This is a genomic window from Tenacibaculum aiptasiae (assembly GCF_008806755.1).
Classification (GTDB): Bacteria; Bacteroidota; Bacteroidia; order Flavobacteriales; family Flavobacteriaceae; genus Polaribacter; species Polaribacter aiptasiae.
Genome location: NZ_WAAU01000024.1, coordinates 42,975 through 58,551, shown reverse-complemented (window position 1 = coordinate 58,551; position 15,577 = coordinate 42,975). Strand labels below are relative to the sequence as shown.

The 15,577-nt window shown below is 34.5% G+C and carries 29 protein-coding genes; all 29 read left to right on the top strand.

All coding sequences use genetic code 11. The features are described from left to right. Positions 1-244: 244 nt before the first annotated feature. Positions 245-619 (top strand): 30S ribosomal protein S12, encoded by a 375-nt coding sequence (rpsL, locus tag F7018_RS12040; protein WP_028887479.1) that lies wholly within the window; start codon positions 245-247, stop codon positions 617-619. 32 nt (positions 620-651) lie between these two features. Further along, entirely contained in the window at positions 652-1,128 is a 477-nt protein-coding gene (rpsG, locus tag F7018_RS12035) for a 30S ribosomal protein S7 (RefSeq protein ID WP_150900313.1), read from the top strand. Between the two features lie 3 nt (positions 1,129-1,131). Further along, complete coding sequence (fusA, locus tag F7018_RS12030) at positions 1,132-3,249, top strand: elongation factor G (protein ID WP_150900312.1); 2,118 nt, start codon at positions 1,132-1,134, stop codon at positions 3,247-3,249. A gap of 12 nt (positions 3,250-3,261) precedes the next feature. Beyond that, positions 3,262-3,567 (top strand): 30S ribosomal protein S10, encoded by a 306-nt coding sequence (gene rpsJ / locus F7018_RS12025; RefSeq protein ID WP_024740605.1) that lies wholly within the window; start codon positions 3,262-3,264, stop codon positions 3,565-3,567. 290 nt (positions 3,568-3,857) lie between these two features. Beyond that, positions 3,858-4,475 carry a 50S ribosomal protein L3 gene (rplC, locus tag F7018_RS12020; RefSeq protein WP_150900311.1) on the top strand — a complete coding sequence of 206 codons (618 nt, stop codon included), beginning with the start codon at positions 3,858-3,860 and terminating at the stop codon, positions 4,473-4,475. Beyond that, positions 4,475-5,104, top strand: a complete 630-nt coding sequence (rplD, locus tag F7018_RS12015; RefSeq protein WP_150900310.1) for a 50S ribosomal protein L4 — start codon at positions 4,475-4,477, stop codon at positions 5,102-5,104. The genes rplC and rplD overlap by 1 nt, the downstream gene beginning before the upstream one ends. Positions 5,105-5,112: 8 nt before the next feature. Continuing rightward, positions 5,113-5,403, top strand: a complete 291-nt coding sequence (rplW, locus tag F7018_RS12010) for a 50S ribosomal protein L23 (RefSeq protein WP_150900309.1) — start codon at positions 5,113-5,115, stop codon at positions 5,401-5,403. An 11-nt stretch (positions 5,404-5,414) separates the two neighbouring features. Beyond that, complete coding sequence (gene rplB, locus F7018_RS12005) at positions 5,415-6,239, top strand: 50S ribosomal protein L2 (protein ID WP_150900308.1); 825 nt, start codon at positions 5,415-5,417, stop codon at positions 6,237-6,239. A 3-nt stretch (positions 6,240-6,242) separates the two neighbouring features. After that, positions 6,243-6,521 carry a 30S ribosomal protein S19 gene (rpsS, locus tag F7018_RS12000; RefSeq protein WP_150900307.1) on the top strand — a complete coding sequence of 93 codons (279 nt, stop codon included), beginning with the start codon at positions 6,243-6,245 and terminating at the stop codon, positions 6,519-6,521. A gap of 10 nt (positions 6,522-6,531) precedes the next feature. Continuing rightward, positions 6,532-6,936 carry a 50S ribosomal protein L22 gene (rplV, locus tag F7018_RS11995; RefSeq protein WP_150900306.1) on the top strand — a complete coding sequence of 135 codons (405 nt, stop codon included), beginning with the start codon at positions 6,532-6,534 and terminating at the stop codon, positions 6,934-6,936. Positions 6,937-6,947: 11 nt separating this feature from the next. Continuing rightward, positions 6,948-7,670: a 30S ribosomal protein S3 gene (gene rpsC / locus F7018_RS11990; RefSeq protein ID WP_150900305.1), complete on the top strand. Its 723-nt coding sequence runs from the start codon at positions 6,948-6,950 to the stop codon at positions 7,668-7,670. A 22-nt stretch (positions 7,671-7,692) separates the two neighbouring features. Next, entirely contained in the window at positions 7,693-8,124 is a 432-nt protein-coding gene (gene rplP, locus F7018_RS11985; RefSeq protein ID WP_150900304.1) for a 50S ribosomal protein L16, read from the top strand. Between the two features lie 11 nt (positions 8,125-8,135). After that, positions 8,136-8,327, top strand: coding sequence for a 50S ribosomal protein L29 (gene rpmC, locus F7018_RS11980; RefSeq protein WP_150900303.1), 192 nt, complete (start codon positions 8,136-8,138; stop codon positions 8,325-8,327). A gap of 18 nt (positions 8,328-8,345) precedes the next feature. Then, positions 8,346-8,603, top strand: coding sequence for a 30S ribosomal protein S17 (rpsQ, locus tag F7018_RS11975; RefSeq protein ID WP_028890734.1), 258 nt, complete (start codon positions 8,346-8,348; stop codon positions 8,601-8,603). A 1-nt stretch (position 8,604) separates the two neighbouring features. Further along, positions 8,605-8,973: a 50S ribosomal protein L14 gene (gene rplN, locus F7018_RS11970; RefSeq protein WP_150900302.1), complete on the top strand. Its 369-nt coding sequence runs from the start codon at positions 8,605-8,607 to the stop codon at positions 8,971-8,973. A 12-nt stretch (positions 8,974-8,985) separates the two neighbouring features. After that, positions 8,986-9,294 (top strand): 50S ribosomal protein L24, encoded by a 309-nt coding sequence (rplX, locus tag F7018_RS11965; protein WP_150900301.1) that lies wholly within the window; start codon positions 8,986-8,988, stop codon positions 9,292-9,294. A gap of 2 nt (positions 9,295-9,296) precedes the next feature. Then, complete coding sequence (rplE, locus tag F7018_RS11960; protein WP_150900300.1) at positions 9,297-9,848, top strand: 50S ribosomal protein L5; 552 nt, start codon at positions 9,297-9,299, stop codon at positions 9,846-9,848. A gap of 3 nt (positions 9,849-9,851) precedes the next feature. Next, on the top strand, positions 9,852-10,121 hold the full coding sequence (rpsN, locus tag F7018_RS11955) for a 30S ribosomal protein S14 (protein ID WP_091891535.1): 270 nt from the start codon (positions 9,852-9,854) through the stop codon (positions 10,119-10,121). A gap of 394 nt (positions 10,122-10,515) precedes the next feature. After that, complete coding sequence (rpsH, locus tag F7018_RS11950) at positions 10,516-10,914, top strand: 30S ribosomal protein S8 (protein WP_150900299.1); 399 nt, start codon at positions 10,516-10,518, stop codon at positions 10,912-10,914. Positions 10,915-10,929: 15 nt separating this feature from the next. After that, positions 10,930-11,475: a 50S ribosomal protein L6 gene (gene rplF / locus F7018_RS11945; RefSeq protein ID WP_150900298.1), complete on the top strand. Its 546-nt coding sequence runs from the start codon at positions 10,930-10,932 to the stop codon at positions 11,473-11,475. 19 nt (positions 11,476-11,494) lie between these two features. Continuing rightward, positions 11,495-11,845: a 50S ribosomal protein L18 gene (gene rplR / locus F7018_RS11940; protein ID WP_150900297.1), complete on the top strand. Its 351-nt coding sequence runs from the start codon at positions 11,495-11,497 to the stop codon at positions 11,843-11,845. Between the two features lie 8 nt (positions 11,846-11,853). Continuing rightward, complete coding sequence (gene rpsE / locus F7018_RS11935; protein WP_150900296.1) at positions 11,854-12,378, top strand: 30S ribosomal protein S5; 525 nt, start codon at positions 11,854-11,856, stop codon at positions 12,376-12,378. A gap of 11 nt (positions 12,379-12,389) precedes the next feature. Next, entirely contained in the window at positions 12,390-12,572 is a 183-nt protein-coding gene (gene rpmD, locus F7018_RS11930; RefSeq protein WP_150900295.1) for a 50S ribosomal protein L30, read from the top strand. A 14-nt stretch (positions 12,573-12,586) separates the two neighbouring features. Continuing rightward, positions 12,587-13,036, top strand: a complete 450-nt coding sequence (gene rplO / locus F7018_RS11925) for a 50S ribosomal protein L15 (protein ID WP_150900294.1) — start codon at positions 12,587-12,589, stop codon at positions 13,034-13,036. 12 nt (positions 13,037-13,048) lie between these two features. Then, positions 13,049-14,368, top strand: coding sequence for a preprotein translocase subunit SecY (secY, locus tag F7018_RS11920; protein WP_150900542.1), 1,320 nt, complete (start codon positions 13,049-13,051; stop codon positions 14,366-14,368). Position 14,369: 1 nt separating this feature from the next. Then, positions 14,370-14,585: a translation initiation factor IF-1 gene (gene infA / locus F7018_RS11915; protein WP_068206835.1), complete on the top strand. Its 216-nt coding sequence runs from the start codon at positions 14,370-14,372 to the stop codon at positions 14,583-14,585. Positions 14,586-14,597: 12 nt separating this feature from the next. Beyond that, the gene (gene ykgO / locus F7018_RS11910; protein WP_010181906.1) at positions 14,598-14,714 is read left to right on the top strand and encodes a type B 50S ribosomal protein L36; all 117 of its coding nucleotides are present in this window, start codon (positions 14,598-14,600) and stop codon (positions 14,712-14,714) included. Further along, positions 14,714-15,079: a 30S ribosomal protein S13 gene (gene rpsM / locus F7018_RS11905; protein ID WP_150900293.1), complete on the top strand. Its 366-nt coding sequence runs from the start codon at positions 14,714-14,716 to the stop codon at positions 15,077-15,079. The genes ykgO and rpsM overlap by 1 nt, the downstream gene beginning before the upstream one ends. A gap of 33 nt (positions 15,080-15,112) precedes the next feature. Beyond that, positions 15,113-15,499, top strand: a complete 387-nt coding sequence (gene rpsK / locus F7018_RS11900; RefSeq protein WP_150900292.1) for a 30S ribosomal protein S11 — start codon at positions 15,113-15,115, stop codon at positions 15,497-15,499. Positions 15,500-15,577: the final 78 nt, after the last annotated feature.

Sequence of the window (15,577 nt, the reverse complement as noted above, 5' to 3'; positions counted from 1 at the left end):
TTATAATTCTCTGTAAGGATGAGGGGTGGAAGCCGACTGATTATTTTATGTTTTGTTTTTTTTGATTTAAAATAAATGGATTCATTATTATTTTGTAGTGAGTTAATGGTTTTTTTAGATTTATGAAGTAGAGGGGGTAAAAATAACTAGTTGATATTTGAATGTTTAGAAAAATATCGTACATTTGCGCACTCTTAAAATTAGAGTAATTTAAGTACAAATTAAAAACAAGTAATAATTTAGTATGCCAACTATTCAACAATTAGTTCGTAAAGGAAGAACCAAAATAACTAAGAAGAGTAAATCGGCTGCATTACAAGCATGTCCTCAAAGACGTGGAGTTTGTACGCGTGTGTATACCACTACGCCTAAGAAACCTAACTCAGCAATGCGTAAGGTAGCAAGGGTAAGGTTAACAAATGGTAACGAAATCAACGCGTATATCCCAGGAGAAGGGCATAACTTGCAAGAGCACTCGATAGTATTAGTTAGAGGTGGAAGGGTAAAAGATTTGCCAGGTGTTAAGTATCACGTTGTTCGTGGTGCGTTAGATACTGCAGGAGTTGAGGGAAGAACTCAACGTAGGTCTAAATACGGTGCAAAACGCCCTAAGAAGTAAAATTAATCAATTAACTTTTTTAATGTAAAGACATGAGAAAAAGAAGAGCGAAAAAAAGGATTTTGTTACCGGATCCAAGGTTTAACGACCAATTGGTAACACGTTTTGTGAATAACTTAATGTGGGATGGTAAGAAGTCTGTAGCGTTCAAAGTATTTTACGATGCAATGGATATCGTAAATGAAAAAAAGACTGACGAAGAAAAGTCGGCTTTAGAAGTATGGAAAGATGGGTTGTCGAATGTTATGCCTCACGTAGAAGTACGTTCTCGTAGAGTAGGGGGTGCAACATTCCAAATTCCAATGCAAATTAGACCAGACCGTAAGGTTTCTATGGCTATAAAATGGATGATTTCTTATGCGCGTAAGCGTAATGAAAAAACAATGGCTCAACGTTTAGCTGCTGAGATTTTAGCTGCTGCAAAAGAAGAAGGAGCTGCTGTTAAGAAAAGAGTTGATACTCATAAAATGGCTGAAGCAAATAAAGCATTTTCACACTTTAGATTCTAAGAAATGGCTAGAGATTTAAAATTTACAAGAAATATAGGTATTGCTGCTCATATTGATGCAGGAAAAACTACAACTACTGAGCGTATCTTGTTTTATACAGGAGTTTCTCATAAGATTGGAGAGGTTCACGATGGTGCATCTACGATGGACTGGATGGAGCAAGAGGCAGAAAGAGGTATTACAATTACTTCAGCTGCTACTACTTGTGAGTGGAAGTTTCCAATTGAAAATGGACAACCTACTCCTGATACAAAAGGATATCACTTTAATATAATTGATACTCCAGGTCACGTTGATTTTACTGTAGAGGTAAATCGTTCGTTACGTGTATTAGATGGTTTAGTATTCTTATTCTCTGCTGTTGATGGTGTTGAGCCTCAATCAGAAACTAACTGGCGTTTAGCTGATAACTATAAAGTTCCTCGTATTGGATTCGTTAATAAAATGGATCGTCAAGGAGCTAACTTCTTAGAAGTTTGTCAGCAAGTGAAAGATATGTTAAAGTCAAATGCAGTGCCAATCGTATTAAATATTGGTGATGAAGCTGACTTTAAAGGAATTGTAGATTTAGTAAAGAACCGTGCTATTGTATGGCATGATGATAACTTCGGATCTACTTTTGATGTTGTTGATATTCCAGAAGAATTAAAAGAAGAAGCTGCTGAATTAAGAGCAAAATTAATCGAAGAGGTAGCTGCTTATGATGAGAATTTATTAGAGAAATTCATGGAAGATGAAAACTCTATTACAGAAGAGGAAGTACACGCTGCTTTACGTGCTGCTGTAATGGATATGTCTATCATTCCTATGGTTTGTGGATCGGCATTCAAAAATAAAGGAGTTCAATTCTTGTTAGATGCTGTATGTCGTTACTTACCTTCACCAACAGATAAAGAAGCAATTTTAGGTACTGATCCTAATACAGGAGAAGAGATTGCTCGTAAGCCAGATGTAAAGGAGCCATTTGCTGCTTTAGCATTTAAGATTGCTACAGATCCTTTCGTAGGTCGTTTAGCTTTCTTCCGTGCATATTCTGGTCGTTTAGATGCAGGTTCTTATGTGTTAAATAACCGTTCTGGTAAGAAAGAGCGTATTTCTCGTATTTACCAAATGCACTCTAACAAACAAAATGCTATTGAGTTTATTGAAGCTGGAGATATTGGAGCTGCTGTTGGATTTAAAGATATTAAAACAGGAGATACTTTATCAGCAGAAAAAGCACCAATTGTTTTAGAATCTATGGATTTCCCAGATCCAGTAATCGGTATTGCTGTTGAGCCTAAAACAAAAGCTGACGTAGATAAATTAGGATTAGCTTTAGCTAAATTAGCAGAAGAAGATCCTACGTTTACAGTAAGAACTGATGAAGCTTCTGGACAAACTATTATCTCAGGAATGGGAGAGTTACACCTTGATATTATTGTTGATCGTTTAAAGCGTGAATTCAAAGTAGAGGTTAACGAAGGTCAACCACAAGTAGAGTACAAAGAAGCTATTACAGCTACTGCAGAACATAGAGAGGTTTATAAGAAACAATCTGGTGGACGTGGTAAGTTTGCTGATATTGTATTCAAAATGGAGCCTGCAGATGAAGGTGTTCAAGGTTTACAGTTTGAATCTATTATTAAAGGAGGTAACGTACCAAAAGAATTTGTTCCTTCAGTAGAAAAAGGATTCAAAGAGGCAATGAAGAATGGTCCTTTAGCAGGATACGAGATGGATTCAATGAAAGTTACATTAGTAGATGGATCTTTCCACCCTGTAGATTCTGATCAGTTATCATTCGAATTAGCTGCAAAATTAGGTTATAAAGCTGCTGCAAAAGCTGCAAAAGCTAAAATCATGGAGCCGTTAATGAAATTAGAAGTGTTAACTCCAGAGGAGAACATGGGAGATATCGTAGGAGATTTAAACAGAAGAAGAGGTCAAGTAAACGATATGAGTGATCGTGCTGGATCTAAAGTTGTAAAAGCATTAGTACCATTATCAGAAATGTTTGGTTATGTAACTGCTTTAAGAACTATGTCTTCTGGTAGAGCAACTTCTACAATGGAATTTTCTCACTATGCAGAAACTCCTTCAAATGTTTCTGAAGAAGTAATCGCAAAAGCTAAAGGTTAATAAGATATTAAGATGAGCCAAAAAATTAGAATTAAATTAAAATCTTACGATTACAACTTAGTAGATAAATCTGCTGAGAAAATCGTAAAGACAGTAAAGTCAACTGGAGCTGTAGTAAACGGTCCAATTCCTTTACCAACAAATAAAAAGATTTTTACAGTATTACGTTCACCACACGTAAACAAAAAATCTAGAGAGCAATTTCAATTATCTGCTTACAAAAGATTATTAGACATCTATAGTTCTTCTTCAAAAACTATTGATGCTTTAATGAAACTTGAGTTACCAAGCGGTGTTGAAGTTGAGATTAAAGTATAAGTAAATTATGAACTTTCGGTTTAATTTTGTTAAACCGAAAGTTTTTTTTACTTTTGCACACCGAAATTTCATATTTCGTGGTGTACGAATTCTGGTGATTATCAGAATTTAACATGTCCTGAGGGTTTCGCGAAGGAAAAACGGTAAAAAAACAAATTCAGAGTGAAGGCGTTTTTCGCTCTTTTTTTTTGAGAAAATCAAAGGAAAAACTGAAACTTTTGTTTCAAACAATTATTATTAATAGACGCGCTGGATAAAAAAAGAAATCTATCGTCTTAAAATTAACAAATATGTCTGGGTTAATAGGTAGAAAAGTAGGTATGACCAGCTTATTCGATGAGAACGGGAAAAATATTCCTTGTACTGTTATCGAAGCAGGGCCATGCGTAGTTACCCAAGTCAGAACCGAAGAAGTTGACGGATACAATGCGTTACAACTAGGTTTCGATGACAAAAAAGCAAAAAGCTCTAATAAAGCTTTAGATGGACACTTTAAAAAAGCTGGTACATCTGCTAAGAAAAAAGTCGTTGAATTTCAAGGTTTTGATGGAGAGTACAAATTAGGAGATTCAATTACTGTAGATTACTTCACTGAAGGAGAATTTGTAGATGTTTCTGGAATCTCTAAAGGTAAAGGATTTCAAGGTGTTGTTAAACGTCACGGATTTGGTGGAGTTGGACAAGCAACTCACGGTCAACACAACCGTTTAAGAGCTCCTGGTTCGATTGGTGCTGCATCTTACCCTGCAAGAGTATTCAAAGGAATGCGTATGGCAGGTCGTATGGGTGGAGACAAAGTAAAAGTTCAAAATTTAAAAGTATTAAAAGTGGTTGCTGATAAGAATCTTATCGTAGTAAAAGGAGCTATTCCTGGTCACAAAAATGCTTTTGTAACTATCGAGAAATAATGAAAGTAGCAGTTTTAGATATTACAGGGAAAGATACTGGTAGAAAAGTTGAGCTTTCTAACGAAGTATTCGGAATTGAGCCAAATGATCACGCAATCTATTTAGATGTTAAGCAATATTTGGCAAATCAAAGACAAGGTACTCATAAATCGAAAGAAAGAGCTGAAATAGCTGGTAGTACAAGAAAGATTAAGAAACAAAAAGGAACTGGTACTGCACGTGCAGGTTCTATCAAGTCTGGAGTTTTCAGAGGTGGTGGACGTATGTTTGGACCAAGACCAAGAAACTATTCTTTCAAATTAAATAAAAACTTAAAGCGTTTAGCACGTAAGTCTGCTTTAAGTATTCAAGCAAAAGATAGCAATTTAGTAGTTGTTGAAGATTTCAATTTTGAAGCTCCAAAAACTAAAGAGTTTATCAATGTTTTAAAAGCTTTAGGATTAGAGACTCAAAAGTCTTTATTTGTGTTAAGTGAAGAAAGTAAAAATGTTTACTTATCATCTCGTAACTTAAAAAAATCTAAAGTAGTAAATGCTACAGGAGTTAACACTTATAGCGTATTAAACGCTAACAAAGTTGTTATTTCTGAAAGCTCTTTAGAAGGAATTCAATCTAATTTAAGTAAATAGGGAACAAAATGAGTATTTTAATAAAACCTATTATTACGGAAAAAGCAACAAACGATAGCGAGGTATATAACCGTTATGCATTTGTAGTAAATAAGAAAGCTAACAAAGTAGAAATCAGAGGAGCTGTTGAGGCTGCTTATGGTGTAGCAGTTACTTCTGTTAAAACTATGAACTATCCTATTCAAAGAACTACTAAATACACTAAGAAAGGTTTAGTAACTGGGATAAAAAGTGGATACAAGAAAGCAATTGTTCAGTTAGCTGAAGGAGAAATTATTGATTTTTATAACAATCTTTAAGAAAAGACAGAATGTCAGTTAGAAAATTAAAACCAATAACACCAGGTCAGCGTTTTAGAGTTGTAAATGGGTTCGACACCATTACTACTGATAAGCCGGAGAAATCTTTATTAGCTCCGAAAAAAAGATCTGGAGGTCGAAACAATCAGGGTAGAATGACAACACGTAACATCGGTGGAGGTCATAAACAAAAATACCGTATTATCGATTTTAAAAGAGATAAGCAAGGTATCCCTGCAACAGTAAAAACTATCGAGTACGATCCAAATCGTACTGCATTTATTGCATTAGTTAGTTATGCTGATGGTGAAAAGCGTTATGTAATTGCACAAAACGGATTAAAAGTAGGTCAAACGATCGTTTCAGGTAAAGAAGTAGCTCCAGAAGTTGGAAACGCTATGTATTTAAGTGAAATTCCTTTAGGTACTACTATTTCTTGTATCGAGTTACGTCCAGGACAAGGAGCTGTTATGGCTCGTTCAGCTGGTTCATTTGCTCAATTAATGGCAAGAGATGGAAAGTATGCTACAGTGAAGTTACCTTCAGGTGAAACAAGATTAATCTTATTAACTTGTATGGCTACTATCGGAGTTGTTTCTAACTCAGATCATCAATTATTAGTATCTGGTAAAGCAGGTAGAAGTAGATGGTTAGGTAGAAGACCAAGAACTAACCCAGTTAGAATGAATCCAGTTGATCACCCAATGGGTGGTGGTGAAGGACGTTCTTCAGGAGGACATCCAAGATCTAGAAACGGTATTCCAGCTAAAGGATTTAAGACTAGATCTAAGACTAAAGCTAGTAATAAGTATATTATAGAACGTAGAAAGAAATAAGACATGGCAAGATCATTAAAAAAAGGACCTTTCGTTCACTATAAACTAGAGAAAAAGGTGTTGGCAAACGTTGAAACTGAGAGCAAATCAGTTATCAAAACTTGGTCAAGAGCAAGTATGATTACTCCAGATTTCGTTGGTCAAACAATTGCAGTTCACAACGGACGTCAGTTTGTACCAGTTTACGTTACAGAAAACATGGTAGGTCATAAATTAGGCGAATTTTCACCAACACGTTCTTTTAGAGGGCACGCTGGTGCAAAAAATAAAGGAAAAAAATAAGTAGGAAATTATGGGAAGTCGTAAACATAACATGGCAACACAGTTAAAAGAAGCTAGAAAGTCTAGAGCTTTCGCTAAAATAACTAATTGTCCTACATCACCAAGAAAAATGCGCTTGGTAGCGGATTTAGTAAGAGGAGTAGAGGTTGAAAAAGCTTTACAAATCTTAAAGTTTAGTCCAAAAGAAGCATCTCGTAACTTAGAAAAGTTATTATTATCAGCTATTGCTAACTGGCAAGCTAAAAATGAAGATGCAAGTATCGAAGATGCTGGATTATACGTAAAGTCAATCTGTGTAGATAGCGCAGGTATGTTAAAAAGATTAAGACCAGCTCCACAAGGTCGTGCACATAGAATTCGTAAGCGTTCTAATCACGTAACTTTAGAGTTAGGTGCTAAAAATAACAGTAATTAATCAAAGTAGAAATGGGACAAAAAACAAATCCAATAGGAAATCGTTTAGGAATCATCAGAGGATGGGAATCTAACTGGTATGGTGGAAATGACTACGGAGATAAATTAGCTGAAGACGATAAAATAAGAAAGTATATTAATGCTAGATTATTTAAAGCAAGTGTATCTCGTGTAATTATTGAGCGTACTTTAAAGCTTGTAACCGTTACTATCACTACTGCACGTCCAGGTATCATCATTGGTAAAGGAGGTCAAGAGGTAGACAAGTTAAAAGAAGAGCTTAAGAAAATTACTAGTAAAGAAGTTCAAATTAACATTTTCGAAATTAAGCGTCCAGAATTAGATGCTAAATTAGTAGCAGCTAGTGTAGCTCGTCAAATCGAAAACAGAATTTCTTACAAGAGAGCAACAAAAATGGCTATCGCAGCTTCAATGAGAATGAATGCAGAAGGGATTAAAATCCAATTATCTGGTCGTTTAAACGGAGCAGAAATGGCGCGTTCTGAACATTATAAAGAAGGAAGAATTCCTCTTTCTACTTTTAGAGCAGATATCGATTATGCACTTGTTGAAGCACATACTCAATACGGAAGAATCGGTGTTAAAGTATGGATTATGAAAGGTGAGGTTTATGGAAAGCGTGAATTATCTCCATTAGTAGGATTATCTAAACAAAAAGGTAACTCTAATAAAGGTGGTGGTAATGGAAAGCGTCAACCTCGCAGAAGAAAATAATTTTTAAAATTAGAAATTAAAAATGTTACAGCCAAAAAGAGTAAAATACCGTAAGGTACAGAAGGCCAAAGGTAATATGAAAGGTAACTCTAATAGAGGAAACCAACTTTCTAACGGAATGTTTGGAATCAAATCATTAGACCAAGACCTATTAACCTCTCGCCAAATAGAGGCAGCTCGTATTGCGGCAACTCGTTATATGAAAAGAGAAGGGCAACTTTGGATTAAAATATTTCCAGACAAACCTATTACTAAGAAGCCTTTAGAGGTACGTATGGGTAAGGGTAAGGGTGCTCCAGATCATTTTGTTGCTGTTGTAAAACCAGGTAGAATTTTGTTTGAAGTTGGTGGTGTACCAATGGATGTTGCAAAAGAAGCTTTACGTTTAGCAGCTCAAAAACTTCCAGTAAAGACGAAGTTTGTTATCGCAAGAGATTTTGATTTTAACGCTTAATTCTAAAAGACATGAAACAATCAGAAATTAAAGAATTATCTATCGCAGACTTACAAGAAAAGTTAGGAGCGTTAAAGAAGAATTATACGGATCTTAAGATGGCTCACGCCATAACTCCATTGGAAAACCCATTAGAGTTACGTAGCTTAAGAAGAACTGTGGCAAGAATTGCTACAGAGTTAACCAAAAGAGAATTACAATAATTCTAGTCAGTTTTAAAGATGGAAAAAAGAAATCTTAGAAAAGAGAGAATAGGTGTTGTATCTAGTAACAAAATGGAGAAATCTATAGTTGTTTCTGAGGTAAAAAGAGTAAAGCACCCAATGTACGGTAAGTTCGTATTAAAAACGAAAAAGTACGTTGCACATGACGAGAATAACGATTGCAACGAAGGAGATACTGTAAGGATAATGGAAACACGTCCTATGAGTAAATCTAAGCGTTGGAGATTAGTAGAAATCCTAGAAAGAGCTAAATAATATGTTACAGACAGAATCAAGATTAAGAGTCGCAGATAACACTGGAGCAAAAGAAGTTTTAGTGATTAGAGTTTTAGGAGGAACAAAAAAGCGTTACGCTAGCGTTGGAGATAAAATTGTAGTAACTGTAAAGTCTGCAACTCCAAACGGAACTGTAAAGAAAGGTCAAGTATCTCGTGCAGTTGTTGTTCGTACTAAGAAGGAAATTAGACGTAAAGACGGATCATATATCAGATTTGATGATAATGCTTGTGTTCTTTTAAATCCTACAGAGGAAATGAGAGGAACTCGTGTATTTGGTCCTGTTGCCCGTGAATTACGTGATAAGCAATTTATGAAGATAGTATCATTAGCACCTGAAGTGCTTTAAATCGACATTAAGATGAAGAAGTTCAAAATCAAATCAGGAGATACTGTTAAAGTATTAGCAGGAGATCACAAAGGATCGGAAGGAAAAGTTTTACAAATCCTTAAAGATAAGGATAGAGTTTTAGTAGAAGGTGTTAACATGGTGTCTAAGCACACTAAACCTAGCGCTGCTAATCCTCAAGGAGGAATTGTAAAGAAAGAAGCTCCATTACATATATCAAACGTTGCTTTAGTTGAAAACGGTGAAGCAGTAAGAGTTGGTTACAAAATGGATGGAGATAAGAAAGTAAGATTTTCAAAAAAATCAGATAAAGCAATATAACCATGAGTTACGTACCAAGATTAAAAGAAGAGTACAAGAGCAGAGTTATCAAAGCTCTTACTGATGAATTTGGTTATAGCAATATAATGCAAGTACCTAAATTACAAAAGATTGTTGTAAGTAAAGGTGTAGGTGCAGCTATAGCAGATAAGAAGTTAATTGAATATGCTGTTGATGAGTTAACTACTATCACAGGTCAAAAAGCAGTTCCAACAATTTCTAAGAAAGACGTTGCAAACTTCAAATTACGTAAAGGAATGCCAATTGGTGCAAAAGTTACGTTAAGAGGAGATAAAATGTTCGAATTTTTAGATAGATTAGTTACAGCTTCTTTACCACGTGTAAGAGACTTTAACGGAATCAAAGCTAACGGTTTTGATGGTAGAGGTAATTACAACTTAGGAATTACTGAACAAATCATCTATCCTGAAATTAATATTGATCAAGTAAAAAAGATTAGTGGTATGGATATTACTTTTGTAACATCTGCTAACACTGATAAAGAAGCTAAATCATTATTAGGAGAATTAGGTTTACCATTTAAAAAGAACTAAAAGATGGCTAAAGAATCAATGAAAGCGCGTGAGCGCAAAAGAGCTAAAACGGTAGCTAAGTATGCAGAAAAGAGAAAAGCTTTAAAAGAAGCTGGAGACTACGAAGCATTACAAAAATTACCAAAGAATGCATCGCCAATTAGAATGCACAATCGTTGTAAATTAACTGGTCGTCCAAAAGGATATATGCGTCAGTTCGGAATTTCACGTGTAACTTTCCGTGAAATGGCTAACCAAGGATTAATTCCAGGAGTAAAAAAAGCAAGCTGGTAGACAGCACGTTTTTATAAATTAAAAAAGGTATATAGCAGTAAAATGCTATATGCCTTTTTTGTTTTTTCTATAATTGTATACCATAGATTACTTGGCTTAATTTAAGTTGAAAATAGATGAAAATTAGACCTGATTTACTCCAATAAATTAAGAGTCAAAATGATAAGATTTAAAAACGTTTGAATTTTAAAAAAAATATGTATATTTGCACTCTGTTTTTTATAGGGTAAATTATGTCTTGTAAGTAACTGTTAATAAATTAGCAAAGCCTTATAAGTGATTTATTTCTGAAAAACAAAAAATGAATATTAACTGGTTTCAGGTTCAGTAACAACTTTTTTAAAAAGAAAATTATCGTAAGTTATTGAAAACCAAAGCCGCAATTTAATTAATTATGTATACAGATCCAATCGCGGATTTTCTTACTCGAGTGAGAAATGCTATTGCAGCAAATCACAGAGTAGTTGAAGTTCCTGCTTCAAAGTTGAAGAAGGAAATGACGAAGATTTTGTTCGATCAAGGTTACATTTTAAGTTATCAGTTCAATGACGATAAAGTACAAGGGACTATTAAGATAGCTTTAAAATACGATCGTGACACGAAAGAATCAGTAATCAGAAAAATTCAAAGAATTTCAACACCAGGTTTACGTAAGTACGTTGGCGCTAAAGAAATGCCAAGAGTATTAAACGGATTAGGTATTGCTATCGTTTCTACATCTAAAGGTGTAATGACAAACAAAAAAGCAAGGCTTGAGAATGTTGGTGGAGAAGTTTTATGTTACGTTTACTAAAAAACATTTTGTAAGATGAGTAGAATAGGAAAAAATCCAATCGCATTACCACAAGGTGTTGAAGTAAAAGTAGACGGAAACGTGGTTACAGTAAAAGGTAAATTAGGTGAGTTAACTCAAGAGTTAAAATCTGATATTACTGTAAAAATTGAAGATGGTACTTTAACAGTTGAAAGACCATCAGATAATAAAGACCATAGAGCAGCTCACGGTTTATATCGTGCATTAATCAACAATATGGTTGAAGGTGTTACTAAGGGTTATACTAAAGAATTAGAGTTAGTAGGTGTTGGTTATAGAGCATCTAACCAAGGGCAAAAATTAGATTTAGCTTTAGGTTTCTCTCATAACATAGTATTAAATTTAGCTCCAGAAGTTAAGGTTGAGACAGTATCTGAAAAAGGTAAGAATCCAATCGTAAAATTAACTTCACATGACAAGCAGTTAGTTGGTCAAGTTGCAGCAAAAATCCGTTCTTTCCGTAAGCCAGAGCCTTACAAAGGAAAAGGAATTAAGTTTGTAGGAGAAGTATTAAGAAGAAAAGCAGGTAAATCTGCATAATAAATTAAGAGAAATTATTATGGCATTATCAAAGCTTGAAAGAAGACAACGAATTAAGTATAGAATTAGAAAAGTTGTTACAGGAACAGCTGCTAAACCAAGATTATCAGTTTTTAGAAGTAACAAAGAAATCTATGCTCAGTTAATTGATGACGTAGCTGGAGTAACTTTAGTATCAGCTTCATCAAGAGATAAAGGAATTGCATCTGGTTCTAAAGCAGAGGCAGCTACAGCAGTAGGTAAATCGATTGCTGAAAAAGCAGTTAAAGCTGGCGTTGAAACAGTTTCTTTCGATAGAAATGGTTTTTTATACCACGGTAGAGTTAAAGTATTAGCAGATGCTGCTAGAGAAGCTGGTTTAAAATTTTAAGAAATTATATTATGTTAGGATATAAAAACGTAGAAAGAGTAAAACCAAGCGGATTAGAGCTTGTAGATAAATTAGTTGGTGTACAACGTGTTACTAAAGTAACTAAAGGAGGTAGAGCATTTGGATTCTCTGCTATCGTAGTTGTTGGAGATGGTAACGGTGTTGTAGGTCACGGATTAGGAAAGTCTAAAGATGTTGCTTCTGCAATTGCTAAGGCAGTAGAAGATGCAAAGAAAAATTTAGTGCGTATTCCTATTTTAGATGGAACTTTACCTCACGAACAGAAAGGTAAGTTTGGAGGAGCAAAAGTTTTTATTAAACCAGCTTCACATGGTACGGGAGTTATTGCCGGTGGTGCAGTACGTTCAGTATTAGAATCAGTTGGTATTAAAGACGTATTATCTAAGTCTCAAGGATCTTCTAACCCACATAACGTAGTAAAAGCTACTTTTGATGCTTTATTACAGTTACGTAGTGCAGCTACTATTGCTAAGCAAAGAGGTATTTCTTTAGAGAAAGTTTTTAACGGTTAAAATTTAAGACGATGAGTAAAATTAGAGTTACACAAGTAAAAAGTCAAATCGGTCGCCTTAAAAATCAAAAGAGAACTTTAGAGGCATTAGGATTACGAAGAATGAACCAAACAGTAGAGCACGAGGCAACTCCTTCTATTATTGGTATGGTAAATACAGTTAAACACTTAATTTCTGTAGAGGAAGTTAAATAAGACAATATATAATCATGAGTTTACACAACTTAAAACCAGCAGAGGGATCTGTTAAGAAAGTTAAGAGAATTGCACGTGGTGAAGGTTCTGGTAAAGGTGGTACTGCTGCTAGAGGTCACAAAGGAGCTAAGTCTCGTTCTGGTTATTCTCGTAAAGTAGGGTTTGAAGGAGGTCAAATGCCACTTCAAAGACGTGTACCTAAATTTGGATTCACAAACATTAATCGTAAAGAGTATGTTGGTGTTAATTTAGACAAATTACAAGGATTAGTAGATAACGGAAAAATTACAGATACAGTTAATTTAGACGTTTTAGTAGAAAATCGTTTAGCTCGTAAAAACGACTTAGTAAAAATATTAGGTGGTGGAGAATTAAAAGCTAAATTAAATATAACTGTACATAAATTTACTGCATCAGCAAAAGCGGCTATCGAGGCTGCAGGTGGTGAGGCAGTTACCTTATAAGAATTGTAAATGATGAATTTTATAAATACTTTAAAAGATATTTGGAAGATAGAAGAGTTAAAATCTAAATTAATTTTAACCTTATGTTTAATTGCTGTTTACCGTTTTATGGCGGCAGTTCCATTACCTGGAATTGACCCTACACAGTTATCAGCTTTACAAGACAGTACTTCCGAAGGTCTTTTAGGTTTATTAAACGCATTTACAGGAGGGGCATTTGCTAGAGCGTCGGTTATGGCACTTGGTATAATGCCTTATATTTCAGCATCTATTGTAGTTCAGTTAATGGGTATTGCGGTGCCATATTTACAAAAATTACAAAAAGATGGAGAAAGTGGACGTAAGAAGATTACGCAAATAACAAGATGGCTTACGATTGCTATTACATTGTTTCAAGCACCAACCTATATTGGTATTATTCAAAACCAAATGGGATTAGGACCTGAAGCATTTTTAGTAACAGGAGTTCAATTTTGGGTATCATCAATTATTCTTTTAAGTGCAGGAACAATTTTTGCAATGTGGTTAGGAGAGCGTATTACTGATAAAGGAGTTGGTAACGGTATATCGTTATTAATTACTGTTGGTATTATTGCTAATTTCCCAGCTGCTTTTGTTCAAGAATTACTTTCTAAACAAACAGCAGGAGCTGGAGGTATAATGATGATATTAATCGAATTAATAGTTTGGTTTGTAGTAATCTTGTTAACCGTATTATTAGTTACAGCAGTACGTAAAGTAGCAGTTCAGTATGCACGTCGTACAGCAGTTACAAACATTAAAGATGTTGATGGTGCTCGTCAGTACATTCCATTAAAATTGAATGCAGCTGGAGTAATGCCAATTATTTTTGCACAAGCTATTATGTTTTTACCAGTAGCTTTAGGTCAAAAATTCCCAGCATTAAATAGTTTGACTGATAATTTCGGGTTATGGTACAATGTTATATTTGCTTTCTTAATTATTGTTTTTAGTTATTTTTATACGGCGATTACAATCCCAACAAACAAAATGGCTGAGGACTTAAAGAGAAGTAATGGTTTTGTTCCTGGATATAAACCAGGAGAAGAAACAGCTAACTTTTTAGATTCAGTGTTATCAAAAATAACATTACCAGGATCTATCTTTTTAGCAGCGTTATCTATTTTACCTGCAATCATTGTTAAGTTTGGAGTTACTCAAAACTGGGCAATGTTCTTTGGAGGAACTTCTTTAATCATTATGGTTGGAGTTGCAATAGATACCATTCAGCAAATCAATTCGTATTTATTAAACAGTCGTTATGACGGTTTAATGAAAACAGGTAACAGTAACAGAAAATCGTTAAAATAGTATGGCTAAGCAACCAGCAATTCAACAAGACGGAACCATTACAGAAGCATTATCAAATGCAATGTTTCGAGTGGAATTAGAGAACGGACATATTGTTACGGCTCACATTTCAGGAAAAATGCGTATGCATTATATCAAATTATTACCTGGAGATAAGGTAAAATTAGAAATGAGCCCATACGATTTAACTAAGGCAAGAATTACTTACAGATATTAAAAAAACACACTGATGAAAGTAAGAGCATCATTAAAGAAAAGAAGTGCCGATTGCAAAATAGTACGCAGAAAAGGCAGATTATACGTAATAAATAAAAAGAATCCTAGATTTAAACAAAGACAAGGGTAATGGCAAGAATAGCAGGTATAGATATTCCAAAGAATAAAAGAGGTGTTATCGCTTTAACTTACATCTTTGGTATAGGAAACAGTAGAGCTAAAGTAATCTTAGCTAACGCAAAAGTAGATGAGAGTATCAAAGTTCAAGATTGGACTGATGATCAAATTGCAGCAATTCGTGAGCAAGTAGGAACTTTTACCATTGAAGGTGAGTTACGTTCTGAAGTTCAATTAAACATCAAACGTTTAATGGACATCGGATGTCAAAGAGGTATTCGTCATAGATTAGGTTTACCTTTAAGAGGACAAAGAACTAAGAATAACTCTCGTACAAGAAAAGGTAAGAGAAAAACTGTAGCTAACAAGAAAAAATAATCATTGATTGTTTTTTACTAATAGTAAAGAATTATGGCAAAGTCTAAAATAACAAAAAAACGTAAAGTTGTAATTGAATCAGTAGGTGAAGCTCACATTACTGCATCATTCAACAACATTATTATTTCTTTAACAAACAAAAAAGGTGACGTTATTTCTTGGTCATCTGCAGGAAAAATGGGCTTCAGAGGTTCTAAAAAGAATACTCCATATGCAGCTCAATTAGCAGCAGAAGATTGTGCTAACGTTGCAAAAGAAGCAGGTTTACGTAAAGTAAAAGTGTACGTTAAAGGACCAGGTAACGGTAGAGAATCTGCAATCAGATCTATCCACAATTCAGGAATCGAAGTAACAGAAATCATTGACGTTACACCAATTCCTCACAATGGATGTCGTCCACCTAAAAGAAGAAGAGTATAAGTTGATGTAAATCAACTTATACTTTGTTTTAGTGTACTTTTGTACACAACAAATTATATTTTAAACAAAAGTAGGAAC